Source organism: Salinimicrobium sp. TIG7-5_MAKvit, from assembly GCF_049569215.1.
Taxonomy (GTDB): Bacteria; Bacteroidota; Bacteroidia; order Flavobacteriales; family Flavobacteriaceae; genus Salinimicrobium; species Salinimicrobium profundisediminis.
This window is the reverse complement of sequence record NZ_CP145903.1, coordinates 675,587-699,453: the sequence shown is the minus strand read 5'-3', so window position 1 is coordinate 699,453 and position 23,867 is coordinate 675,587. Positions and strand designations below refer to the sequence as shown.

Here is a 23,867-nt window from a genome sequence, read left to right as displayed (position 1 = left end):
TCTAATTAAAAACTTCAATTTTTATGAAAGTCAATGTGCAATCCGTGAACTTCCACGCCGATCAAAAACTGGTTAACCTTATTCAGCAAAAGCTTGACAAACTTGAAAATCATTTCGACAATGTAATTTATGCCGATGTGTACCTCAAAGTGGAGAAAGCGAGTGATAAGGAAAATAAAATTTCAGAAATTTTACTAAGTATTCCGGGAGATGAAATAATTTGTAAAAAAAGGGGCAGGAGATTTGAAGTAGGTGTAGATGAATGTGTTAGTTCACTTGAGAGGCAGCTTCAAAAGCGCAAGCGCAAATTTAATGTGCAGGTAGCTTAAAATATTTTTCATCAAATGTTTTGAGAACAAATATTAATTTATACATTTGCAGTCCGTTAGAAATAGCGGACTTTTTTTATGAAAAAGAAAAAGTTTTGCCGATGTAGCTCAGCTGGCTAGAGCAGCTGATTTGTAATCAGCAGGTCGTGGGTTCGAGTCCCTCCATCGGCTCTAAAAAGTCAAATTTTATTTGATTTTTAAAGTTCTTGAAATTTTGAAAAAAAAAGCTTTGGTTGCTAAATTAATTTTTTATTAATTTGCGGCTTCTAAAAATAAGCCATTCCAAAGCGATGGTTCTGTGAAATACTGAAAGAATTAATTGGGGAGATACTCAAGCGGCCAACGAGGACAGACTGTAAATCTGTTGTTTTTTAACTTCGCAGGTTCGAATCCTGCTCTCCCCACAAAAATTGAATTCCAGATAACAAATTCCAAACACCAAGTTGGGATTTGGTGCTTGAGGCCTGGAGTTTGAAAATTGCGGGAGTAGCTCAGTTGGTAGAGCGTCAGCCTTCCAAGCTGAATGTCGCCGGTTCGAACCCGGTCTCCCGCTCCAAATCTTTCCTGGTTTAAGATGCTTGTATAAGGGTCTTGATTTTGGAAGAAAAGAGGAGCTTAGAGCTGTAAAGTGAAAGTGACTCATTATAAATTCTTCGGGTGTTGAACTTCGGTTTTATTTCCCGGGAACCAAAGAAGAAAGGTTCTTCTTTTAACGGAGGTTCTCGCGCTATTAGCGTGTTTTTCTGTTAACCGGAAGTAGGGCCTGGATTTTTGAATCCTATAGTCGTCTCCCCAGAAAAGCTTGGTGGAGGCTTTTTTGCCGACGTAGCTCAGGGGTAGAGCGTTTCCTTGGTAAGGAAGAGGTCACGGGTTCAATTCCCGTCGTTGGCTCTGAGGTTTGTGTAAAATTGAACACTAATATATAACTAAGATTAAATAAGTATTAATTATGGCAAAGGAAACTTACGATCGGTCCAAGCCGCACCTGAACATAGGTACTATTGGACACGTAGATCACGGAAAAACAACTTTAACAGCAGCGATTACTAAGGTAATGGCTGATGCCGGTTATTCAGAAGCTAGATCTTTTGATCAAATTGATAACGCACCGGAAGAAAAAGAAAGAGGTATTACAATTAACTCTTCACACGTTGAATATTCAACTGAAAAGCGTCACTACGCTCACGTTGACTGTCCTGGTCACGCCGATTACGTAAAGAACATGGTAACTGGTGCTGCTCAAATGGACGGTGCTATCCTTGTGGTTGCGGCTACAGATGGTCCTATGCCACAAACTCGTGAGCACATCCTTCTAGGGCGCCAGGTAGGTATTCCAAGAATCGTTGTGTTCCTTAATAAAGTTGACCTTGTTGATGATGAGGAGCTACTTGAGTTAGTTGAGATGGAAGTAAGAGATCTTCTTTCTTTCTACGAATATGATGGAGATAATGGTCCTGTAATTTCTGGATCTGCTCTTGGAGCACTTCAGGGTGAGCAGCAGTGGGTTGACACTGTGCTTCAATTGATGGAAGCTGTTGATAACTGGATTGAATTGCCAGAGCGTGATGTTGATAAGCCATTCCTATTGCCTATCGAAGATGTATTCTCTATTACTGGTCGTGGTACTGTTGCTACAGGTCGTATCGAAACTGGTGTTGCTAACACTGGTGATCCAGTAGAGATCATTGGTATGGGAGCTGGAAAACTTACTTCTACAATTACTGGAGTTGAGATGTTCCGTAAGATCCTTGATAGAGGTGAAGCTGGTGACAACGTTGGTATCCTTCTAAGAGGTATTGAAAAGACTCAGATTTCAAGAGGTATGGTAATTACCAAGCCAGGATCTGTAACTCCACACGCTAAATTCAAAGCTGAGGTTTATATCCTTAAGAAAGAAGAAGGTGGACGTCACACTCCATTCCACAACAACTACCGTCCACAGTTCTACGTACGTACAACTGACGTAACAGGAACAATTAACCTTCCTGAAGGAGTTGAGATGGTAATGCCAGGTGATAACCTTACTATTACTGTAGATCTTATCCAGCCAATCGCAATGAATGTTGGTCTACGTTTCGCTATCCGTGAAGGTGGTAGAACAGTAGGTGCTGGTCAGGTTACTGAAATTTTAGACTAATATAGTTTAGTATAAAAGTCAAGGTATTCACTCCGGTGAATATCTTGACTTATATTTACGGGTTTAGCTCAGTTGGTAGAGCACTGGTCTCCAAAACCAGGTGTCGGGAGTTCGAGTCTCTCAACCCGTGCATAAAGAGTGGTCGATATAAACCTCTTTTTTAATAATAGTGATCAATCACATGGCCACCGAGAATTCTTTCCACTACAAGGGGTGATATAACGGGAGCCGGTGCTTAATGACTTATTAAGCTGAAAAAATTAATACCATGGCAGGAATATCAAATTACATTTCGGAGTCCTATAATGAATTAAAGAACCACGTGACCTGGCCAGCATGGGCAGAAGCTCAAAAGTTGACTGTGGTTGTGGTTGTGTTTTCAATAGTGTTTGCATTGTTGATCTGGGGTGTAGATACTGTTTTTAGCGGTGTTATAGAGCAATATTTTGAGTGGATTAAATCATAAATAATATTGCAATGGCAGAGGTGAAAGATAAAAAATGGTATGTAGTTCGTGCCGTAAGCGGACAGGAAAATAAGGTTAAGGAATATATAGAGCGGGAGATCGCTCATGAAGGCCTTGAAGATTTTATTGAAGAAGTTCTTGTTCCAACCGAAAAGGTTATTCAAATAAGGAATGGCAAAAAGGTGAATAAGGAACGTGTTTACTTCCCTGGTTACGTAATGATCCTTGCTAATATTGGGGGAGAGATTCCTCACATTATTAAATCAATCAATGGTGTTATTGGGTTTTTAGGAGAGACAAAAGGAGGAGATCCTGTGCCGCTAAGAAAATCTGAAGTTAACCGAATGTTAGGTAAAGTGGATGAGCTTTCTGTAAAGGCAGACAATGTTGCGATTCCTTTTACTATTGGTGAGACTATCAAAGTAATTGATGGTCCTTTTAACGGTTTTAATGGTACGGTTGAAAAGATCAATGAAGAAAAGCGTAAGCTTGAAGTGATGGTGAAGATTTTTGGAAGAAAAACTCCGCTTGAACTGAGTTACATGCAGGTAGAAAAAGTATAATAACTGTTACACTATATATTTTTGGATAGTTTTAGTATGCTTCCACTAACAAAACTATCATCTTAAAATTAATAAAATGGCAAAAGAAGTAAGTAAGGTTGTTAAGTTACAAGTTCGCGGAGGTGCTGCTAACCCATCACCACCAGTTGGACCAGCTTTAGGTGCTGCCGGAGTTAATATCATGGAGTTCTGTAAGCAATTTAACGGAAGAACCCAGGATAAACAGGGAAAAGTATTGCCTGTTGTTATTACAGTGTACAAAGATAAATCTTTTGATTTTGTAATTAAAACTCCCCCGGCTGCAGTGCAAATTTTGGAAGCTGCGAAAGCTAAGAAGGGTTCTGGTGAGCCAAACCGTAAGAAAATAGCTAGTGTTTCTTGGGATCAGGTAAGAACCATTGCTGAAGATAAGATGCAGGATCTAAATGCATTTACTTTAGAATCTGCAATGAAGATGGTAGCTGGAACAGCAAGATCTATGGGAATTACTGTAAAAGGACAGGCACCTTTTTAATCCAAAAAGAAATTAGAAATGGCAAGATTGACTAAAAAGCAAAAGGAAGCACAATCTAAGATTGAAAAAGGTAAGACTTATTCGGTGGCAGAGGCTTCGGCTTTAATAAAAGATATAACCAATGTGAATTTTGATCCTTCTGTGGATATCGCTGTTCGTTTGAACGTAGATCCACGTAAGGCTAATCAAATGGTGCGTGGCGTAGTAACTTTACCACACGGTACTGGTAAAGACGTTAAAGTATTAGCTCTTGTAACTCCCGATAAGGAAGCAGAAGCTAAAGAAGCTGGCGCAGATTATGTTGGTTTAGATGAATACCTTGATAAGATCAAAGGTGGCTGGACAGATGTTGATGTAATCATCACTATGCCCAGCGTTATGGGTAAACTAGGACCTTTAGGACGTATCCTTGGGCCAAGAGGCTTAATGCCAAACCCAAAAACCGGAACTGTAACTATGGATGTTGCCAAGGCAGTATCTGATGTGAAAGCCGGTAAGATCGATTTCAAAGTAGATAAGACTGGTATTGTTCATGCCGGTATTGGAAAAGCTTCATTCGAAGCTGAGAAAATAGCAGGTAACGCAAGAGAATTATTAACTACCCTGGTTAAATTGAAACCTACGGCTGCTAAAGGTGTGTATATTAAAAGTATCCACATGTCAAGCACAATGAGCCCTAGTGTTGAAATTGATACTAAAAGGTTCACTGAGCAATAATATTATTGGATTATGACAAGAGAAGAAAAATCAAGAGTAATTGAAGATTTAACTGCCCAGTTAGCTGATAATACCACTATTTACCTAGCAGATATTTCAGGCTTAAATGCATTGAATACATCAAACTTGCGTAGAGCTTGTTTTAAAGCGAACGTAAAGCTGGCGGTAGTTAAGAACACACTTTTGGCTAAGGCCATGGAAAGTTCAGGTAAAGATTTTGGAGAACTTCCTTCTATTTTGAAAGGAAATACTTCCATCATGTTTTCTGAAACTGGAAATGCACCAGCTAAAGTAATTAAAGAATTCAGAAAAAAATCTGACCGCCCTTTACTAAAAGGCGCGTTTATTGAAGAGGCTATATTCATTGGAGATGATAAACTGGATACCCTGGTTAACATCAAATCTAAAGAAGAAGTTATTGGAGATATCGTTGGACTGTTACAATCACCTGCCAAAAATGTTATTTCGGCACTTAAATCTGGTGGTGGTAAAATCGCAGGAATTCTTAAGACTCTTTCTGAGAAAGAAGAGTAAGCATAGTACGCACTTTTTAATAAATATAAATTACATTACATTTTAAAAACGATAGAAAATGGCAGATTTAAAAGATTTTGCAGAACAATTAGTTAACTTAACAGTTAAAGAAGTTAATGAATTAGCTGATATTTTGAAAGAGGAATACGGTATCGAGCCTGCTGCTGCGGCTGTTGCTGTTGCTGGTGGTGCTGCTGCTGGTGGTGAAGAAGCCGCTGAAGAGCAGTCTGAGTTTGACGTAATCCTTAAAGCTCCGGGTGGATCTAAACTAGCCGTAGTGAAATTAGTAAAAGAACTTACCGGTCTTGGCTTGAAAGATGCTAAAGAATTGGTAGATGGTGCTCCAAAACCAGTAAAAGAGGGAGTTTCTAAAGACGAAGCTGAAGCATTAAAAGCACAGTTAGAAGAAGCAGGAGCTGAGGTTGAGCTTAAATAAGCTAAACCCACAGACACATATAGGTTTAGACCCGGAGATTAGGTTCTCTGAGGTCTAAACCATTTTGCGTATATAAATATTTCTTGTTTATTTCGCGCCCATTTTATTATAATAACATAATTCCGTCCATTGATGTTAGCAACGCAAACTGAAAGATTGAGTTTCTCTTCTGTTAAGAACAGGCCTGCTTATCCCGACTTTTTGGATATCCAAATTAAGTCATTCCAGGACTTCTTTCAATTAGAAACGAAATCAGAAGAAAGAGGAAATGAAGGTTTATACAATACCTTCATGGAGAACTTTCCCATTACGGACACCCGTAACCAATTCGTACTAGAATTTTTAGACTATTTTGTGGACCCGCCAAGATACTCCCTTCAGGAGTGTATCGAGCGTGGATTGACCTATAGTGTACCGCTTAAAGCACGGTTAAAGCTTTATTGTACAGACCCGGAACATGAGGACTTTGAAACTATTGTTCAGGATGTGTACCTTGGGACGATTCCTTACATGACCCCAAGCGGGACCTTTTGTATCAATGGAGCTGAGCGCGTAGTCGTTTCTCAGTTGCACCGGTCTCCCGGAGTATTCTTTGGACAATCCTTCCATGCAAACGGGACAAAACTTTATTCTGCCCGTGTAATTCCTTTTAAAGGATCCTGGATTGAATTCGCTACCGATATCAATAGCGTAATGTACGCCTATATCGATAGGAAGAAAAAATTACCTGTAACTACACTTTTCCGTGCCATTGGATTTGAGCGCGATAAAGATATTCTTGAAATATTTGACCTTGCTGAAGAGGTTAAAGTTTCTAAAACCGGACTTAAAAAAGTCCTTGGCCGTAAACTGGCCGCACGTGTATTGAACACCTGGTATGAAGATTTTGTTGATGAAGATACTGGAGAGGTTGTTTCAATTGAGCGTAATGAGATTGTATTAGATCGTGATACTGTTCTTGATAAAGACCATATTGAAGAGATATTAGAGACCGGATCAAAAACTATCCTGCTACACAAGGAGGATAACCAAACCGGAGATTACGCTATTATCCACAATACATTACAAAAAGACCCAACCAACTCCGAAAAGGAAGCGGTTGAGCACATATACCGTCAACTTCGTAATGCAGAACCGCCAGATGAGGAAACTGCACGTGGAATTATTGACAAACTGTTCTTCTCAGACCAACGTTACAACCTTGGGGAAGTAGGTCGTTACAGAATGAACAAGAAACTAGGTCTTGATATCGCTATGGATAAGCAGGTGCTTACCCGTGAAGATATCATTACCATTGTAAAATATCTTATTGAACTTATCAATTCAAAGGCAGAAGTTGATGATATTGATCACCTTTCTAACCGTAGGGTAAGAACAGTAGGAGAGCAGCTGTCTCAGCAATTTGGTGTAGGTCTTGCCCGTATGGCACGTACCATTCGTGAAAGAATGAACGTACGTGACAACGAGGTATTTACTCCAATTGACTTGATCAACGCGAAGACCCTGTCTTCTGTGATCAACTCATTCTTTGGTACCAACCAGCTGTCTCAGTTCATGGACCAGACCAACCCGCTTGCAGAGATCACGCATAAGCGTCGTCTTTCGGCTCTTGGGCCTGGTGGTTTATCAAGAGAAAGAGCAGGGTTCGAGGTACGTGACGTTCACTATACGCACTACGGAAGACTTTGCCCTATTGAAACACCAGAGGGACCAAACATTGGTCTTATCTCCTCACTTTCAGCTTATGCTAAAGTGAATTCAATGGGATTCCTTGAAACTCCTTACCGTGAAGTAATCAACGGTAAAGTGAATGTTGCCGATGAGCCAAGGTATCTAAGTGCCGAAGAAGAGGAAGATAAGATGATCGCCCAGGCGAACATCGCAATGAGTGATGATGGTACTATTGAAGCCGATAGAGTTATTGCACGTGAAGAAGGTGACTTCCCTGTTGTAGAGCCATCTCAGGTTCACTACATGGACGTTGCACCAAACCAAATCGCTTCTATCTCTGCTTCGTTAATTCCATTTTTGGAACATGATGATGCGAACCGTGCCTTGATGGGATCTAACATGATGCGCCAGGCAGTACCTCTTTTAAGAGTTGATTCTCCTATTGTTGGTACAGGGCTTGAAAGACAGGTAGCTACAGATTCCCGTGTATTGATCAATGCTGAAGGTGAAGGAACTGTAGAGTACGTTGACGCACAAAAGATCATTATTAAGTACGATAGAACTGAAGAAGAGCGCATGGTAAGCTTTGACTCAGATTCTAAAACTTATGAACTGGTTAAATTTAGAAAGACAAACCAGGGTACTTCTATCAACCTGAAGCCTATTGTAAGAGTAGGAGACAGAGTGAATAAAGGACAGGTGCTTTGTCAGGGGTACGCTACCGAAGCAGGGGAACTTGCTCTTGGACGTAACATGAAAGTTGCCTTCATGCCATGGAAAGGGTATAACTTTGAGGATGCGATTGTGATTTCAGAAAAAGTTGTTAGAGATGACATCTTTACTTCTATTCACATCGATGAGTATTCTCTTGAAGTTAGAGATACCAAACTTGGTAACGAAGAATTGACTAATGATATTCCAAACGTTTCTGAAGAGGCTACAAAAGACCTTGATGAGAATGGAATGATTAGGATTGGAGCCGAAGTGAAACCGGGAGATATTCTTATTGGTAAGATCACTCCAAAAGGAGAAAGCGATCCAACCCCCGAAGAAAAACTTCTTAGAGCAATCTTTGGTGATAAAGCCGGTGATGTAAAAGATGCTTCTCTTAAAGCTTCACCTTCATTGAGAGGTGTGGTAATCGACAAAAAATTGTTTGCCCGCGCTATTAAAGATAAGCGTAAGAGAGCTCAGGATAAAGAAGATGTTGCGGCACTTGAGAAAAAATATGAAGCAAAATTTGCCATTTTAAAGAGTGAACTTGTAGATAAGCTTTTCGCTATCATTGGAGGTAAAACTGCCCAGGGTGTAATGAACGACCTTGGAGAAGAGATCCTTCCAAAAGGTAAGAAGTATACTCAAAAAATGCTTAATTCAGTTGATGATTATGCTCACCTTACACAAGGTACGTGGACTACAGATGATCACCTGAACGCTTTGGTGGCCGATCTTCTTCACAACTACCGTATTAAGGAGAATGATATTCAGGGTAACTTAAGAAGAGAGAAATTCACTATTTCTGTAGGGGATGAACTTCCTTCTGGTATTATCAAACTTGCTAAAGTTTACATCGCTAAGAAACGTAAGCTTAAAGTAGGGGATAAAATGGCAGGACGTCACGGTAACAAAGGTATTGTTGCCCGTATAGTTCGCCAGGAAGATATGCCTTTCCTTGAAGATGGTACACCTGTTGATATCGTATTGAACCCACTTGGGGTACCTTCACGTATGAACATTGGGCAAATCTATGAGACTGTTCTTGGATGGGCCGGACAAAAATTGGGTAGAAAATATGCTACTCCAATCTTTGATGGTGCGACTATAGATCAGATTAATGAATTGACAGATGAAGCGGGAATTCCAAGATTCGGTCATACCTATCTTTATGATGGTGGTACCGGAGATCGTTTTGACCAGCCTGCAACTGTTGGTGTGATCTACATGCTTAAGTTGGGTCACATGATTGATGATAAGATGCACGCACGTTCTATTGGGCCTTACTCATTGATCACGCAGCAGCCGCTTGGAGGTAAAGCTCAGTTTGGTGGACAGCGTTTTGGAGAGATGGAAGTTTGGGCGCTGGAGGCATACGGTGCTTCGGCAACCCTTCGTGAAATCTTAACTGTGAAGTCTGATGATGTAATAGGAAGAGCCAAAACTTATGAAGCCATTGTAAAAGGTGAGCCAATGCCAGAACCGGGACTACCTGAATCTTTCAACGTACTGATGCACGAATTGAAAGGTCTGGGATTAGATATTAGATTAGAAGAATAAAGCTTTGTTGTGCAGGGCGAAAGTCCTGCACAACATTTACAATAATTAGATAGCACCATTTATTATGGCTAGAAATAATGATAAGAATACAGTACAGAGGTTTAACAAGATCTCTATAGGTTTAGCTTCTCCAGAGTCGATTCTTGCCGAATCACGCGGGGAGGTACTAAAGCCTGAAACTATCAATTATCGTACGCACAAACCCGAGAGGGATGGTCTTTTCTGTGAGCGTATCTTTGGTCCTGTAAAGGATTATGAATGTGCCTGCGGAAAATACAAAAGAATCCGTTACAAAGGGATCGTGTGTGATAGATGTGGTGTAGAGGTGACCGAAAAGAAAGTGCGTAGAGATCGCGTGGGGCATATCAACCTTGTGGTTCCTGTTGCACACATCTGGTACTTCCGTTCTTTACCTAACAAAATTGGTTATCTGCTTGGTCTTCCGTCCAAAAAACTGGACATGATCATTTACTACGAGAGATACGTGGTAATTCAGCCGGGTATTGCCAAGAATGAAGATGGATCGCCGTTGAAGAAGATGGATTTTCTAACAGAAGAAGAATACCTCAATATTCTTGATACCCTTCCGCAGGAAAATCTTTACCTGGATGAAAATGATCCAAATAAATTTATCGCTAAAATGGGTGCCGAATGTCTTATTGACATCCTGCAACGCATTGACCTTGATTCTCTTTCATATGAATTAAGACATAAAGCGAATAACGAAACTTCAAAACAACGTAAAACTGAAGCCCTTAAAAGACTTCAGGTTGTTGAAGCACTTCGTGATGCAAATAAAAACCGCGAGAACCGTCCGGAATGGATGATTATGAAAGTAATCCCAATCATTCCGCCAGAATTGCGTCCATTGGTGCCGCTTGATGGAGGACGTTTCGCAACTTCAGATTTGAACGACCTATACCGTCGTGTGATCATACGTAACAACCGTTTGAAGAGATTGATGGAGATCAAAGCTCCTGAAGTGATCTTGCGTAACGAAAAGCGTATGCTTCAGGAATCTGTAGATTCGTTGTTCGACAACACCAGAAAATCTTCAGCAGTAAAAACTGATTCCAACAGGCCGTTGAAATCCCTTTCTGACTCACTTAAAGGTAAGCAAGGACGTTTCCGTCAAAACCTGCTTGGTAAGCGTGTGGATTATTCAGCACGTTCGGTAATTGTTGTTGGACCTGAATTGAAGTTTTACGAATGTGGTCTTCCAAAAGACATGGCAGCCGAGCTTTACAAGCCTTTTGTGATCAGAAAATTGATTGAAAGAGGTATTGTTAAGACAGTAAAATCTGCCAAGAAAATTATAGATAAAAAAGAACCTGTTGTTTGGGATATTCTTGAGAACGTGTTGAAAGGGCACCCTGTGTTGCTTAACCGGGCCCCAACCCTTCACAGACTTGGTATCCAGGCATTCCAGCCTAAACTTATTGAAGGTAAGGCAATACAGTTACACCCATTAGCGTGTACTGCATTCAACGCCGACTTTGATGGGGATCAAATGGCTGTTCACCTTCCGCTAGGGCCAGAGGCTATCCTTGAGGCGCAGCTGTTAATGTTAGGTTCTCACAATATTTTGAACCCGGCTAACGGTTCTCCTGTAACTGTTCCTTCTCAGGATATGGTACTTGGTCTATATTACATGACCAAGTCAAGGAAATCTACCGAAGAAAGACCGGTGAAAGGGGAAGGGCTTACTTTTTACTCTCCCGAAGAGGTGGTTATTGCTTACAACCAGAAAATGGTTGAACTTAATGCCATTATTAAGATAAGAACAAAAGATTTCAATGAGGCCGGTGAACTAGTCTACCAAATCATTGAATCTACTGTTGGAAGAGTGTTATTTAACCAGGCAGTACCCGAGAAAGCCGGGTATATCAATGAAGTACTTACTAAAAAGTCACTTCGTGATATTATTGGAAACATCCTTAAAGTTACAAGTGTTCCCGAAACTGCTGAATTCCTTGATGCTATTAAGGAAATGGGTTATGGATATGCATACCGCGGCGGACTTTCATTTAGTCTTGGGGATATTATTATCCCTGCGGAAAAGCAGAGCATGATTGATGATGCAAACCAACAGGTAGAAGGTATTATTGCCAACTATAACATGGGTCTTATCACCAACAACGAACGTTATAACCAGGTTATTGATATCTGGACTTCTACAAACGCCGGCTTAACGGAATTAGCGATGAAGCGTATTCGTGAAGACCAGCAAGGATTTAACTCTGTGTTTATGATGCTTGACTCTGGTGCGAGGGGATCTAAAGAACAGATCCGTCAGTTAACCGGTATGCGTGGATTGATGGCCAAGCCTAAGAAGTCTACTTCAGGTGGTGGTGAAATTATTGAGAACCCAATTCTTTCTAACTTTAAGGAAGGTCTTTCGATTCTTGAATACTTTATCTCTACTCACGGTGCCCGTAAAGGTCTTGCCGATACGGCCCTTAAAACTGCCGATGCTGGTTACCTTACCCGTCGTTTGGTTGACGTATCTCAGGATGTGATCATTAACGAAGAAGATTGTGGTACTTTAAGAGGTGTAGATGTAGCTCCATTGAAGAAGAATGAAGAGATTGTAGAATCACTTGGAGAGCGTATTCTTGGTAGAACAGCCCTTCACGATGTATACAATCCTTTAACTAACGAATTGCTTGTAGCTTCGGGTGTTGAGATCGATGAAGATATCGTTAAGAAGATCACCGATGCGCCAATTGAAAGCGTAGAAGTGAGATCTGCTCTTACCTGTGAGGCTAAAAAAGGAATTTGTGTGAAATGTTACGGCCGTAACCTTGCTACCAATAAAACGGTACAAAAAGGAGAAGCGGTTGGAGTTGTAGCTGCCCAGTCTATTGGAGAACCTGGTACACAGCTTACCCTTCGTACCTTCCACGTGGGTGGTATTGCAGGGAACATTTCTGAAGAAAATAAATTGATCGCGAAGTTCCCCGGAATTGCAGAGATCGAAGACCTTAAGACTGTAACAGGAGAAGCTCCTGATGGTAGTGTGGCCGAGATCGTAATCTCCAGAACTTCAGAATTGAAACTGAAAGATGAGAAATCTGGAATCGTTCTTAGTACAAGTAACATTCCTTATGGATCACAGATATTCATCAAGAACGGAGACAAGGTTTCTAAAGACGATGTAGTTTGCCAGTGGGATCCTTATAACGGGGTGATCATTTCAGAATTTGCCGGTAAGATCAAGTATGAAAATATCGAGCAAGGGGTAACTTATCAGGTAGAGATAGATGAGCAAACCGGATTCCAGGAAAAAGTAATTTCTGAAAGCCGTAATAAAAAGCTTATCCCAACGCTTCAAATCCTTGGTAAGAAAGACGAAGTAATTCGTTCTTACAACCTTCCGGTGGGAGCCCACCTTATGGTAGATAACGATGAGAAAATTGGTGTAGGTAAGATTCTTGTGAAAATTCCACGTAAATCTTCCAAGTCTGGGGATATTACAGGAGGTCTTCCAAGGGTAACCGAGCTTTTCGAAGCACGTAACCCATCTAACCCTGCTGTGGTAAGTGAGATTGACGGGGTTGTTTCCTTCGGAAAGATCAAACGTGGTAACCGTGAGATCATTATCGAATCTAAACTTGGAGAAGTTAAGAAGTATCTTGTAAAGCTTTCTAACCAGATCCTTGTTCAGGAGAACGATTATGTTCGTGCCGGAATGCCATTATCTGATGGTTCTGTTACTCCTGAAGATATCCTTTCAATTAAAGGGCCAAGCGCTGTACAACAGTATCTTGTGAATGAAGTTCAGGAAGTTTACCGACTACAAGGGGTGAAGATCAACGACAAGCACTTTGAAGTAGTTGTGAGGCAAATGATGCGTAAGGTAAGAATCGTAGATCCGGGAGATACTATCTTCCTTGAAAACCAATTGGTGCACAAGGATGATTTCACCGAAGAAAACGATGAGATCTTTGGAATGAAAGTGGTTGAAGATGCGGGAGATTCAGAAAATCTGAAGCCTGGACAGCTTATTTCGCCAAGAGACCTTAGAGATGAGAACTCAATTCTTAGAAGAGAAGACAAGAATCTTGTTACTGCAAGAGATGTAGTTGCTGCAACTGCAACTCCTGTACTACAGGGAATCACCCGTGCGTCTCTTCAAACCAAATCATTTATTTCTGCAGCATCCTTCCAGGAAACTACGAAGGTATTGAATGAAGCAGCTGTAAGTGGAAAGGTTGATCTACTTGAAGGACTTAAAGAAAATGTTATTGTTGGTCACAGAATCCCTGCTGGTACAGGTCTTCGTGAGTACGAAAACATCATTGTTGGTTCTAAAGAAGAATTTGACCAAATGCTTGAGAAAAAGCAGGAAGTAAATTATAACTAAGAAAAAAGGCCGCTTTCGCGGCCTTTTTTTACTTAAAGAGTAGACCTCACAGGTTTTAAAAACCTGTGAGGTCTTTTTATTTTCCTTACTTTTATAGGTAATAAAAAAAACAACTGATGAGCGACGAAAATAACAATCCAAAAAAGTCTAAAAAAGGGCAAATTAATATAGAACTTGATGAGAAAGTAGCCGAAGGTATCTACTCGAACCTGGCCATTATAAATCATTCGGTTTCAGAATTTGTAGTCGATTTTGTAAGCATCATGCCCGGTACTCCCAAGAGTAAAGTAAAATCCCGGATAATCTTAACACCCCAACACGCGAAACGGTTACTCAAAGCTTTGGCCGACAACGTGAACAGGTTCGAAAAAGCTCATGGGGAAATTAAGGAATACGACCAACCCAATATTCCATTAAATTTCGGGCCTACAGGGCAGGCTTAATCAACTTAAAGATAAGGTGTCAAAAATGACATTTTTGAACTCCAAAAAAACCGAAGTGAATGCTTCGGTTTTTTTAATTGATGTATTTAGTAAAAAACCCTTTAAGCATCTTTAATTCAAAATAATATAAGCAAAAACTTTTTATTTTAAGACTGTTTTATTTGCTGTCAGGTATATTAAAATAGTATTTTTTAACATTATCTTCACATTCGGAATTTTTAATATAATCCCGATGCGTACTTCTGTATTTTTCTCATTGTTCTTCCTTGTTTTTTCTGCTATGCAAGCCCAGCAGGATAGCCTGCAACAGGAAATTCTCGATTACTCAAACACTACATCTCAAATCATTTCTCGCGGAAGAAGTTTGTTGCTTGACAAATTTATGGAACGGGACCTTCAAAAAGTGAGCGAGGTAAGAGATTATCTTGTAAACGAAGTTCAAAATGACGATTATCTTGCGCTATATCCCAGTGAGTACTGGTTATTACTTTATTGGACAACAGACTATGAGGAGCTTTTGCACAGTATAACAAGCTTTGATGATGAAGATTGGGAAAAAATGTCCCGGCAAATTCCACCCACTTATGATAGGTTGTTTGCCAAACTTCGTGAAAGTACTTTAAATTCTGTAGACCAGATAAAAAACAGGTTGAGAGCGGCAGATCTAAAAACTGTAGATCAGGATTTTTTACTGTTGTATCTTGAATATCTTTTAACAAATTCCGAAGAGGTCTTACAGGAACAAAAACGGATCAATTTATTAGCCGATGAGTTTCTTGCCAACCATCCTGATAGCGCCTATGAAAATTACGTTCGGGAAAACATACGCTATGTTTTTATTCCTTCTAAATGGGGTTTTGGTTTTGAATTCTTTTCCGGTTATGGTTTATTTACTGGTAATCTTTCAGAAGACTATCAAAACAGCATCCCAATGGGAGTAGGTTTTGATATTGAGTACAGTAAAATAACTTTATATCTTCGGAATTATATCGGTTTCAGTTTTACCAAAAAAGAGCTGCCTTCCGATACAAAGATCTGGAAAGAAAATTCGCAAGTGAGGGTGTTACTTCCCGAAGCCTCTTTCGGATATGCTATTATCGATAATAACCGTCTCAAAGTTTCCCCTTTTGCAGGCATAGCGTCTACATCTATAAGTCCTACAGAATATGATATTGAAAAACAACCGGAAATTGAAGACGCCGGTCACGATTTTACCACAACCTATACTGCAGGAATAAATGCGGACTTTAAACTTAACTGGGGCACAGGGCTCTTTAGACTAACTGACTCAAAACACAGCTATTGGTTTGTAAGGTTAAGATATGGCTTTTCTGCTCCTCAGTTCAGGGATGGATATTCGGGAAATATGCACTACCTCACGCTTGGTTTGGGTGGATTGGGAAGAGGTTCAAAACGCCAGTTGTAACCAATAATAATTGCAGGGGAGGTGAAGCAGGCAATAAAGTGATGACTTTTAAGGTTATATAATTTGTAGTTTGAAGAAAAATACAAATATGGCCGAAAAAATTACAAATTATAGCGACTTCTATCGCTTCTATCTTACCGGGCATCAAAATAAAACCAGCAGAATTCTGCATTTCACGGGAACTTTCCTTGTTTTTGTAATGCTGTTTTTGGCCATTAGTAATGGCTGGGGGTGGGAATGGATCTTTCTTCCTCTTGTAGGTTATGGTTTTGCCTGGGTAGGCCATGCCTTCTTTGAAAAGAACAAACCTGCGACCTTCAAATACCCTTTTTGGAGCCTTATATCAGACTTTAAATTATTTTTCGACATTCTCTTCGGAAGAAAACATTTCGACTCCCGAAAAGATCAGGCATGAGAAGAATTTATCTTACTATCATGCTGCTGTGCCTGGCTTTCTATGGATTTGGACAGGAAAAATCGCTACTGAAGGGAAAGATCCTGACGCAAGACGGGGAGATCTCCTCTATCAATATCATCAATCTTACTTCGGAATTTGGAACAACAAATAAGGCCGATGGTCGGTTTGAAATTGAAGTCAGCGTTAATGATACGCTCCTCTTTTCTTCGGTTCAGTATGAACCTATAGAAATTGTCGTGACAGAAGAGGTGTCAAAAAGGGCATTTTTGACTGTTCTTCTTGACGAAAAAATTGATGAGCTCGGGGAAGTTAACATCAGTAATATTAGTCTTAGTGGCAATCTCGCAACCGACCTTCAAAATATTCCCACGCTTACCCAGGCCGATATCGGTTTCCCAATGTCTGATGTTTTGCCCCCCACCTCGGTTGAAAGAAAATTAATGACAGCTACCTCGGGTCTTGATGGGCTTCTGAATACGTTAAATGGAAAGATCAAAATGCTGAAAAAGGCCGCAGCCTGGGAAGATCTTTCTCAAATAGTTGATGCCGGCGAAACCGCCCTGCCTGCGTCTTTTTTTGTAGATGTTGGTGTTGCTGAAGATCAAATACGGGATTTCGTTTATTTCTGTGCCAAAGATCCCGACTATGTCTCTTACTTGCGTGAAGATATGCGTCTGGAACTGGTGCAGTTCTATGAAACAAAGGCACCCGAATTTAAAGCAGAAAAACTGCAGGAAGAACAAATAACTTCAGAAGAGTAAGAATGAGATCTTTCTGCTTCCTGGTTTTCTTTATCGTCTATTTTTCCTCTTTTAGTCAGGAAAGATCTCTGTTGAAGGGGAAGATCCTGACACCTGATGCCGAAGTTTCTTCCATTAATATCATCAATTTAACTTCAAAGCAGGGAACAACGAATAGTTCTGAAGGTTTATTTGAAGTAGAAGTCAGTGTCAATGATACGCTCCTGTTTTCTTCGGTCCAATATGAATCCCGGGAGATTATAGTGACCCGGGAGGTGTTAAAAAAGCCATTTTTGACAGTGCTTCTCGTGGAGAAAGTTGATGAGCTTTCCGAAGTAAACATCAGCGATATTAACCTTAGCGGCAATCTTACCACAGATCTAAAAAACATCCCGACACTCACCCAGGCCGATCTTGGTTTTCCTATGAGCGATACGCCGAGGCCCACCTCAATTGAACGAAAGTTGAAAACAGCCTCAAACGTGAGCACCACTTCAAAATATAATCCTCCCGGCAATCTCAACGTAAGTCTCGACGGAATAATAAATCGCTTGAATGGCAAAACTGCAATGCTTCAAAAAGCTGCAGCCAATGAAGATCGTGCTCAAGCGGTAGATGCCGGAGTGTAAGCTCCCCCTAATTAGAACTGCTTGATGATATAAAATTATTGTTTTTGGTTTTATCTGTAGTTGCTATTAGAGAATTAAATTCTGCATATTCTATTGGAGCCATTTTTCCTAATGCATCGTGAGGTCTTTGATTATTGTAATCATCCATCCATACCTGTGTTTGTTCTCGTACCTGATCCAGATCTTCAAAAATGTATTTATTTAAAACTCCTCTTCTATAACTTCCATTGAATCGTTCAATAAAAGCATTCTGTGTAGGTTTTCCTGGTTGGATATATTTGAAGTTGATTCCATGCATCTGACTCCATTCTGAAGCTATTTTAGCAATAAACTCAGGACCATTGTCCATTCTTATTTTCTGAGGTTTTGTTCTTCGATTAATTAGGTGGTTTAATACCCAAATAACTCTATTGCTGGGCAAGGAAAAATCTACTTCTATGTGAAGTGCCTCCCGGTTATAATCATCAATAATAGTAAAGGCCCTAAACCTTCTTTTATTATCCAGGACATCTGTCACAAAATCCATACTCCAGGTATGATTAAGGGTCTCAGGTACTTCTAAGGGTTCTTTTACTCTTGCTGGTAATCTTTTCTTCACTTTACGCCTTAAGCTTAAGCCAAGGTTTTTATAGACACGATAAACTCTTTTATGGTTCCACGGCTTTCCTTCCTTACGCAGTCGCTCATAAGCCATCCAAAAACCTTCCTCACTATACTTCTCTGCCTTTTGCTGTAAGGCTTCTTCTATGGGTTTATCATCTTTAGGGAGAGGTTTATAATAAAACACACTCTTGCTCATTTTTAAAACACGGCACGCCCTGCTTATACCGTAATGAGCAAGTTCTTTAGCTATGGTTCGCTTACGGCAAGGCTTTAGAGCTTTTTTTCGATGATCTCTTTAGCCATCTCATGATCCAAAGAAAGGGTGGCATACATTTGCTTGAGTCGACGATTCTCTTCCTCAAGTTCTTTGAGTCGCTTAAGCTCTTTGCCATTCATTCCGCTAAAACGTTCTCGCCATTTGTAAAAAGCAGCGGTGCTTACACCATATTCACGACTGATCTCGGCAGCTGTTTTACCGTTATCGAATTCTTTGAGGATCTTAGAGATTTGCTGAGGGGAAAATTTACTTTTTTTCATACTGTTTAAAATTAAGAGTTATTATACTTTTAAACAGTTCGGTTTTAAGGGAAGCTTACAGGAGTAGGAGCCTTTCCAACCTCCTTTTTTGAAGACCTTTCAATTCCGGAAAACAGAATTCGGGATTTTGTGCATTACTGCGCCGAAGACGGGAATTACTACCGGCTTTTGTCTGAAACTAAACGCCTTGAACTTGTAGAATTCTTCCAGTTAAAAGCACCCCAATTCCTGAAGGAGCGATTGTAGTTCTTATTGAAAGACTGCATTAAAAAATAATTACCTTCCAAAAATGCCATTTTTGGAAGGTAATTTTAGCTTGTAAATCTAAAATTCCGAAGTAAAGTGGAATTTTATATTGGGATATTTTTGCTGCGCCATTTGTAGTGAAAAAGCGGAGTCGGCAAGAAAAACCAGCTGTCCCTGTTTGTCTATAGCCAGGAATTTTTGTTTTACCCTTTTAAAATCTTTGAATTCTTCACTTTTTGGATCATTTGGTTCTACCCAGCAGGCCTTGTGAACGTTCAGGTTTTCGTAAGTACACTTGGCGCCGTATTCGTGTTCAAGGCGGTATTGGATCACCTCAAACTGCAGTGCCCCAACAGTTCCAATTACTTTACGGCCGTTAAGTTCGAGCGTAAATAACTGTGCCACCCCTTCATCCATAAGCTGGTCAATTCCTTTTTCCAGCTGTTTTGATTTCATAGGATCGGCATTGTTGATATACCGGAAATGTTCTGGCGAGAAGCTTGGAATTCCCTTATATCGCAGCTCTTCCCCTTCAGTTAAGGTATCTCCAATTTTAAAGTTGCCAGTGTCGTGAAGTCCAACAATATCTCCGGGATACGAAACATCTACGATCTCTTTTCTTTCAGCAAAAAAGGCATTGGGGCTTGAGAATTTAAGCTTTTTGTTGTGCCTTACGTGCAGGTAGGGAGTATTTCTCTCAAACTTTCCGGAAACGATCTTAATGAATGCCAGCCTGTCCCGGTGTTTGGGATCCATGTTGGCGTGTATCTTAAATACAAAGCCCGTAAAATTATCTTCGGAAGGTTCCACTTTTCTGATATCGCTGTCTTTTGGCCTTGGAGGAGGCGCGATTGTGATAAAACAATCCAGCAACTCCCGCACTCCAAAGTTATTTAGGGCAGAACCGAAAAATACAGGTTGCAGGTTTCCGGCCAGGTAAGCCTCTTTGTCAAAATCGGGGTAAACACCGTGCACGAGTTCAAGCTCATCCCTTAAAGTACCGGCAGCCTTTTCGCCAATCAGTTTATCAAGTTCGTTAGATTCCAGGTCCGAAATCTCAACGGTTTCTTCAATATCCCTTCTTGGGTCGCCCGTAAACAGGTTTACGTTCTGTTCCCAGATGTTGTAAATACCTTTAAAATCATAACCCATCCCAATCGGGAAACTCAGCGGAGTAACGGTTAGGTTAAGTTTTTGCTCAATCTCGTCAAGCAGTTCAAAAGCATCTTTTCCTTCCCGGTCAAGTTTGTTAATGAACACGATCATGGGAATGTTGCGCATACGGCAAACTTCCACCAGTTTTTCAGTTTGTTCCTCAACCCCTTTTGCAACGTCAATAACAACAATTACGCTGTCTACGGCAGTGAGCGTACGAAAAGTATCTTCAGCAAAATCCTTGTGCCCCGGGGTGTCAAGAATGTTGATCTTAGTTCCCTCATATTCAAAAGCAAGTACAGAAGTGGCTACCGAGATCCCTCTTTGCCGCTCAATTTCCATGAAGTCACTGGTTGCCCCTTTTTTGATCTTGTTCGATTTTACCGCTCCCGCCTCCTGAATGGCTCCACCAAATAGCAGTAGTTTTTCGGTTAATGTGGTTTTACCGGCATCGGGGTGGGAAATGATCCCAAAGGTCCTTCTTCTCTTGATCTCTTCTGAAAACTTCATACTTGTATTTAAGGCTGCAAAGATAATTATTTGATCGTGAAATTAATGCTATAGGCCTTCACTCGTTTTACTTCTTTTCTGAAGTCTGAAAAAATGGATTTCCCGACTGATTTTGTACATTTGAAGCTCAAATTTTGCGATGAAAGAAGAACAAGTGATCCTGGTGAACGAAAAAGATGAGCAAATTGGCCTCATGCCAAAGATGGAAGCTCATGAAAAAGCTTTGCTGCATAGGGCATTTTCGGTCTTTGTCTTTAATGATAAGAATGAGCTCATGATTCAGCAGCGCGCATTGGGTAAATATCATTCTCCCGGCCTTTGGACCAATACCTGTTGCAGCCACCAGAGAGAAGGGGAAACCAATATTGAAGCAGGGAAAAGACGGCTGCAGGAAGAGATGGGGTTTTCAACTGAATTAAAAGACACTATTTCCTTTATTTACAAGGCTCCCTTTGATAACGGTCTTACCGAGCATGAATTTGATCATATCCTGGTGGGCTATTATAACGAGGAGCCAAATTTAAATCCTGAAGAAGCACATGCCTACAAATGGATGTCTCTTGAAGATTTGAAGAAGGATATGAAAGACAATCCCGAAATATATACGGCCTGGTTTAAAATTATTTTTGATAAATACTACAAGCACATCCAGCAATGAGAGTAACGGTAAACAGGAAGGCACATTTTAATGCGGCTCACAGGCTGCATAGAAAAGACTGGGATGATGAGAAGAACCGTCGTGTCTTTGGGAAGTGCAGCAATCCGCACTATCACGGTCATAATTATGAGTTGGTGGTGGCCGTTACGGGGGAGATCAATCAGGAAACAGGTTTTGTTATGGATCTTAAAAATTTGAAAGAATTGATCTATGAGAAGATCGAAGTGCCTTTTGATCATAAGAATCTTAATATTGAAGTTCCGGAATTCAAAGACTTAAACCCCACTGCCGAAAATATTGCTATTGTAATATGGCGTAAGCTGCGATTAGAGCTGGAGCCACATCTCGACCTTGAAGTGACCTTATATGAAACCCCCAGGAATTACGTCACTTACAAAGGAGAATAATTTTTTTATGAAAAACTGTTTTTTGAATTGAGAAATAGTGTAAATTCGCACCTGAAAAATTACGCGAAAGATGGCGAATAGAAGAACATTAAAGAGAGATATGAATTACGTCTTTGGAGACATCATTGAGGCGGCTTATCTGCACCAGATTACCCACCCTGATGAAGATCCTGCTAAATCTGAAAAAGTTGTCGATGAGGCAATATCAGATTTTGACGAATTGATAGGAAAGATGAACCAAAAAGATGTTGAGAATAAAAAACAACATTTTAGAGGAATAGAAAAGGAATTTGAGGTTAAAGCCAAAGTCCTTGTCGAAAAGATAAACGCTTTATAGTAATAAAGCATTCGCCGATGTAGCTCAGCTGGCTAGAGCAGCTGATTTGTAATCAGCAGGTCGTGGGTTCGAGTCCCTCCATCGGCTCTTCATAAAAAAACCTCTCAATTTTTTGAGAGGTTTTTTTATGAAATTATGTGAAGGACGATAAACTCCTGCGCGAAAGAAGTTTTTTATTTCTGAGGATAGAAAAGCTGCATTAAGTTGACTTTTTGGGAGGTGATTTATAAGAGTGATTGTGAAATGCAGCTATTGAAACTACTTTATTTGCCATTCACTTTAGGCCGGGTGCATCCAATTTAATACTTTCTTCAAGTACTGCCATTGGGTAGTATATTAATGAGCTGCAATTACTCACCAGGTTTTAAATGAAGACCTCGCAGGTTTTCAAAACCTGTGAGGTCTTATTACGGCTAGTACGGATTTGTAATTTGGCCCGCCTTTACTTATGCTTTTCAGCTGTAAGTTCGGCTATTTGTACAATTACTTCCACCGCTTTCTGCATACTTTCTACCGGCACATATTCATATTTTCCGTGGAAATTATGACCACCGGCAAAGATATTAGGGCAGGGAAGGCCTTTAAAGCTAAGTTGAGCTCCATCGGTACCACCACGAATTGGTTTGATGATTGGCGTGACATCCGCTTTTTTCATTGCAGCCTCGGCAATATCAACAATATGCATCACCGGTTCTACTTTCTCTCTCATGTTGTAGTACTGGTCTTTTACTTCTACAGTCACACAATCTCTTTCGTATTGGCTGCATATCTCTGCTGCAAGATCTTTGATCATTTCCTTTCGGGCTTCAAAATGCTCCAGGTCATGGTCGCGAATAATGTAATGAAGCGTAGTTTCTTCCACATCCCCTTCAATTGCGTTGAGGTGAAAAAAGCCCTGTCTGTCTTCAGTATGTTCAGGAGTCTCCAGGCGTGGCAGGGAGTTAATAAAATCCATCGCAATATACATGCTGTTTATCATTTTATCCTTGGCATAACCCGGGTGCACGCTTTTTCCGCTTACCTTCACAACGGCACCGGCTGCATTGAAATTTTCGTATTCAAGTTCTCCAACCTGGCTACCGTCCATAGTGTACGCCCATTCTGCACCAAATTTCTCCACATCAAATTTGTGTGCACCGCGACCAATTTCTTCATCGGGCGTAAAACAAACCCGGATCTTGCCATGTGGAATTTCTGGATGTTCAATAAGATACTTCATGGCTTCCATAATCTCGGTAATTCCGGCTTTATCATCGGCGCCCAGCAGGGTGGTACCATCGGTAGTAATGATGGTTTGTCCTTCGTATTGTAAGAGGTCATCAAAATATTCGGGTGATAGAACGATGTTCTTTTCCTTGTTCAGTATAATATCTTTTCCGTCATATTTTTCGATGATCTGCGGATTAACATTGGTTCCCGAAAAGTCGGGCGTGGTATCAAAATGAGCTACAAAACCTATTACAGGCACATCATGTGCAACATTTGAAGGTAAAGTTGCCATTACATAGGCATGTTCATCTATGCTCACTTCCTGCATGCCCATGGTCTCTAACTCGGCCTTTAGCTTATTGGCTAAATCCCACTGTTTCTCTGTACTGGGAGTTGCTTCACTTGTTTCGTCACTTTGAGTATCTATCTTGACATAGCTTAAAAAGCGGTCAATGATTTGCTGCTTATTAGTCATTTTTAAGGTAGTTTTCCCAAAAGTAGCGATATAAAAAGTAGGTTCAAAACCTTTTCTATTTTCATAC

At 40.5% G+C, this 23,867-nt stretch carries 21 protein-coding genes and 6 tRNA genes; 24 read left to right on the top strand and 3 right to left on the bottom strand.

Annotated features, from left to right (window positions below; translation table 11 throughout):
• Positions 1-23 precede the first annotated feature (23 nt).
• The 20 genes from hpf to V5739_RS03080 all read left to right on the top strand — a co-directional run bounded on the left by hpf (position 24) and on the right by V5739_RS03080 (position 17,663).
• Positions 24-329 carry a ribosome hibernation-promoting factor, HPF/YfiA family gene (gene hpf / locus V5739_RS03175; RefSeq protein ID WP_266069934.1) on the top strand — a complete coding sequence of 102 codons (306 nt, stop codon included), beginning with the start codon at positions 24-26 and terminating at the stop codon, positions 327-329.
• Positions 330-426: 97 nt separating this feature from the next.
• Positions 427-500, top strand: a tRNA-Thr gene (locus V5739_RS03170).
• A gap of 150 nt (positions 501-650) precedes the next feature.
• Positions 651-733: transfer RNA gene (locus V5739_RS03165), tRNA-Tyr, on the top strand.
• Positions 734-809: 76 nt separating this feature from the next.
• Positions 810-885: transfer RNA gene (locus tag V5739_RS03160), tRNA-Gly, on the top strand.
• Between the two features lie 263 nt (positions 886-1,148).
• Positions 1,149-1,220 (top strand) — tRNA-Thr (locus V5739_RS03155).
• A 58-nt stretch (positions 1,221-1,278) separates the two neighbouring features.
• On the top strand, positions 1,279-2,466 hold the full coding sequence (gene tuf / locus V5739_RS03150) for an elongation factor Tu (protein ID WP_266069935.1): 1,188 nt from the start codon (positions 1,279-1,281) through the stop codon (positions 2,464-2,466).
• 57 nt (positions 2,467-2,523) lie between these two features.
• Positions 2,524-2,596, top strand: a tRNA-Trp gene (locus V5739_RS03145).
• A gap of 138 nt (positions 2,597-2,734) precedes the next feature.
• Positions 2,735-2,932, top strand: coding sequence for a preprotein translocase subunit SecE (gene secE, locus V5739_RS03140; protein ID WP_266069936.1), 198 nt, complete (start codon positions 2,735-2,737; stop codon positions 2,930-2,932).
• Positions 2,933-2,943: 11 nt separating this feature from the next.
• A complete protein-coding gene (gene nusG, locus V5739_RS03135; RefSeq protein ID WP_029035716.1) occupies positions 2,944-3,495 on the top strand; it encodes a transcription termination/antitermination protein NusG in 552 nt (183 codons plus the stop codon).
• A 76-nt stretch (positions 3,496-3,571) separates the two neighbouring features.
• Positions 3,572-4,009: a 50S ribosomal protein L11 gene (rplK, locus tag V5739_RS03130; protein ID WP_266069938.1), complete on the top strand. Its 438-nt coding sequence runs from the start codon at positions 3,572-3,574 to the stop codon at positions 4,007-4,009.
• An 18-nt stretch (positions 4,010-4,027) separates the two neighbouring features.
• Complete coding sequence (rplA, locus tag V5739_RS03125; RefSeq protein ID WP_266069940.1) at positions 4,028-4,726, top strand: 50S ribosomal protein L1; 699 nt, start codon at positions 4,028-4,030, stop codon at positions 4,724-4,726.
• A 12-nt stretch (positions 4,727-4,738) separates the two neighbouring features.
• Entirely contained in the window at positions 4,739-5,260 is a 522-nt protein-coding gene (gene rplJ, locus V5739_RS03120; RefSeq protein WP_266069941.1) for a 50S ribosomal protein L10, read from the top strand.
• Positions 5,261-5,318: 58 nt separating this feature from the next.
• Positions 5,319-5,696: a 50S ribosomal protein L7/L12 gene (rplL, locus tag V5739_RS03115; RefSeq protein ID WP_266069942.1), complete on the top strand. Its 378-nt coding sequence runs from the start codon at positions 5,319-5,321 to the stop codon at positions 5,694-5,696.
• Positions 5,697-5,828: 132 nt separating this feature from the next.
• Positions 5,829-9,641, top strand: a complete 3,813-nt coding sequence (gene rpoB / locus V5739_RS03110; RefSeq protein ID WP_266069943.1) for a DNA-directed RNA polymerase subunit beta — start codon at positions 5,829-5,831, stop codon at positions 9,639-9,641.
• Between the two features lie 64 nt (positions 9,642-9,705).
• A complete protein-coding gene (rpoC, locus tag V5739_RS03105) occupies positions 9,706-14,007 on the top strand; it encodes a DNA-directed RNA polymerase subunit beta' (protein WP_423819603.1) in 4,302 nt (1,433 codons plus the stop codon).
• 116 nt (positions 14,008-14,123) lie between these two features.
• Positions 14,124-14,450, top strand: a complete 327-nt coding sequence (locus V5739_RS03100) for a DUF3467 domain-containing protein (protein ID WP_266069946.1) — start codon at positions 14,124-14,126, stop codon at positions 14,448-14,450.
• Positions 14,451-14,682: 232 nt separating this feature from the next.
• On the top strand, positions 14,683-15,876 hold the full coding sequence (locus tag V5739_RS03095) for a hypothetical protein (protein WP_423819602.1): 1,194 nt from the start codon (positions 14,683-14,685) through the stop codon (positions 15,874-15,876).
• Positions 15,877-15,964: 88 nt separating this feature from the next.
• On the top strand, positions 15,965-16,291 hold the full coding sequence (locus V5739_RS03090; RefSeq protein ID WP_423819601.1) for an Mpo1-like protein: 327 nt from the start codon (positions 15,965-15,967) through the stop codon (positions 16,289-16,291).
• Complete coding sequence (locus V5739_RS03085; protein WP_423819600.1) at positions 16,288-17,055, top strand: hypothetical protein; 768 nt, start codon at positions 16,288-16,290, stop codon at positions 17,053-17,055. The genes V5739_RS03090 and V5739_RS03085 overlap by 4 nt, the downstream gene beginning before the upstream one ends.
• Positions 17,056-17,057: 2 nt before the next feature.
• Positions 17,058-17,663: a hypothetical protein gene (locus tag V5739_RS03080; protein WP_423819599.1), complete on the top strand. Its 606-nt coding sequence runs from the start codon at positions 17,058-17,060 to the stop codon at positions 17,661-17,663.
• 7 nt (positions 17,664-17,670) lie between these two features.
• On the opposite strand, the gene V5739_RS03075 is transcribed toward V5739_RS03080, so the two are convergent.
• Both V5739_RS03075 and V5739_RS03070 read right to left on the bottom strand, forming a co-directional pair.
• Positions 17,671-18,803, bottom strand: a protein-coding gene (locus V5739_RS03075; protein ID WP_423818085.1) for an IS3 family transposase whose coding sequence is annotated in 2 segments (ribosomal slippage) — positions 17,671-18,542 and positions 18,542-18,803 — 1,134 coding nt in all. Because the reading frame shifts where the segments join, the coding sequence is not laid out codon by codon here.
• 324 nt (positions 18,804-19,127) lie between these two features.
• Positions 19,128-20,714 carry a peptide chain release factor 3 gene (locus tag V5739_RS03070; RefSeq protein WP_266069952.1) on the bottom strand — a complete coding sequence of 529 codons (1,587 nt, stop codon included), beginning with the start codon at positions 20,712-20,714 and terminating at the stop codon, positions 19,128-19,130.
• Between the two features lie 139 nt (positions 20,715-20,853).
• Here V5739_RS03070 and idi point away from each other — a divergent pair, with 139 nt between their 5' ends.
• The 4 genes from idi to V5739_RS03050 all read left to right on the top strand — a co-directional run bounded on the left by idi (position 20,854) and on the right by V5739_RS03050 (position 22,203).
• Positions 20,854-21,372 carry an isopentenyl-diphosphate Delta-isomerase gene (gene idi, locus V5739_RS03065; RefSeq protein WP_423819598.1) on the top strand — a complete coding sequence of 173 codons (519 nt, stop codon included), beginning with the start codon at positions 20,854-20,856 and terminating at the stop codon, positions 21,370-21,372.
• Complete coding sequence (locus V5739_RS03060; protein WP_423819597.1) at positions 21,369-21,779, top strand: 6-pyruvoyl trahydropterin synthase family protein; 411 nt, start codon at positions 21,369-21,371, stop codon at positions 21,777-21,779. Before idi ends, V5739_RS03060 begins: the two co-directional genes overlap by 4 nt.
• A gap of 70 nt (positions 21,780-21,849) precedes the next feature.
• Positions 21,850-22,116 (top strand): hypothetical protein, encoded by a 267-nt coding sequence (locus tag V5739_RS03055; RefSeq protein WP_423819596.1) that lies wholly within the window; start codon positions 21,850-21,852, stop codon positions 22,114-22,116.
• 13 nt (positions 22,117-22,129) lie between these two features.
• Positions 22,130-22,203, top strand: a tRNA-Thr gene (locus V5739_RS03050).
• Positions 22,204-22,558: 355 nt separating this feature from the next.
• On the opposite strand, the gene pepT is transcribed toward V5739_RS03050, so the two are convergent.
• Complete coding sequence (gene pepT / locus V5739_RS03045) at positions 22,559-23,800, bottom strand: peptidase T (protein ID WP_423819595.1); 1,242 nt, start codon at positions 23,798-23,800, stop codon at positions 22,559-22,561.
• Positions 23,801-23,867: the final 67 nt, after the last annotated feature.

Bases quoted from the DNA above. Each gene is read 5' to 3' on its own strand.
- V5739_RS03070 (WP_266069952.1), bottom strand. From the start codon at position 20,714: ATGAAGTTTTCAGAAGAGATCAAGAGAAGAAGGACCTTTGGGATCATT.
- hpf (WP_266069934.1), top strand. From the start codon at position 24: ATGAAAGTCAATGTGCAATCCGTGAACTTCCACGCCGATCAAAAACTG.
- pepT (WP_423819595.1), bottom strand. From the start codon at position 23,800: ATGACTAATAAGCAGCAAATCATTGACCGCTTTTTAAGCTATGTCAAG.
- V5739_RS03080 (WP_423819599.1), top strand. From the start codon at position 17,058: ATGAGATCTTTCTGCTTCCTGGTTTTCTTTATCGTCTATTTTTCCTCT.
- V5739_RS03095 (WP_423819602.1), top strand. From the start codon at position 14,683: ATGCGTACTTCTGTATTTTTCTCATTGTTCTTCCTTGTTTTTTCTGCT.
- V5739_RS03100 (WP_266069946.1), top strand. From the start codon at position 14,124: ATGAGCGACGAAAATAACAATCCAAAAAAGTCTAAAAAAGGGCAAATT.
- V5739_RS03055 (WP_423819596.1), top strand. From the start codon at position 21,850: ATGGCGAATAGAAGAACATTAAAGAGAGATATGAATTACGTCTTTGGA.
- V5739_RS03090 (WP_423819601.1), top strand. From the start codon at position 15,965: ATGGCCGAAAAAATTACAAATTATAGCGACTTCTATCGCTTCTATCTT.
- idi (WP_423819598.1), top strand. From the start codon at position 20,854: ATGAAAGAAGAACAAGTGATCCTGGTGAACGAAAAAGATGAGCAAATT.
- nusG (WP_029035716.1), top strand. From the start codon at position 2,944: ATGGCAGAGGTGAAAGATAAAAAATGGTATGTAGTTCGTGCCGTAAGC.
- V5739_RS03085 (WP_423819600.1), top strand. From the start codon at position 16,288: ATGAGAAGAATTTATCTTACTATCATGCTGCTGTGCCTGGCTTTCTAT.
- tuf (WP_266069935.1), top strand. From the start codon at position 1,279: ATGGCAAAGGAAACTTACGATCGGTCCAAGCCGCACCTGAACATAGGT.
- rplA (WP_266069940.1), top strand. From the start codon at position 4,028: ATGGCAAGATTGACTAAAAAGCAAAAGGAAGCACAATCTAAGATTGAA.
- rpoC (WP_423819603.1), top strand. From the start codon at position 9,706: ATGGCTAGAAATAATGATAAGAATACAGTACAGAGGTTTAACAAGATC.
- rplL (WP_266069942.1), top strand. From the start codon at position 5,319: ATGGCAGATTTAAAAGATTTTGCAGAACAATTAGTTAACTTAACAGTT.
- V5739_RS03060 (WP_423819597.1), top strand. From the start codon at position 21,369: ATGAGAGTAACGGTAAACAGGAAGGCACATTTTAATGCGGCTCACAGG.
- rpoB (WP_266069943.1), top strand. From the start codon at position 5,829: ATGTTAGCAACGCAAACTGAAAGATTGAGTTTCTCTTCTGTTAAGAAC.
- rplJ (WP_266069941.1), top strand. From the start codon at position 4,739: ATGACAAGAGAAGAAAAATCAAGAGTAATTGAAGATTTAACTGCCCAG.
- rplK (WP_266069938.1), top strand. From the start codon at position 3,572: ATGGCAAAAGAAGTAAGTAAGGTTGTTAAGTTACAAGTTCGCGGAGGT.
- secE (WP_266069936.1), top strand. From the start codon at position 2,735: ATGGCAGGAATATCAAATTACATTTCGGAGTCCTATAATGAATTAAAG.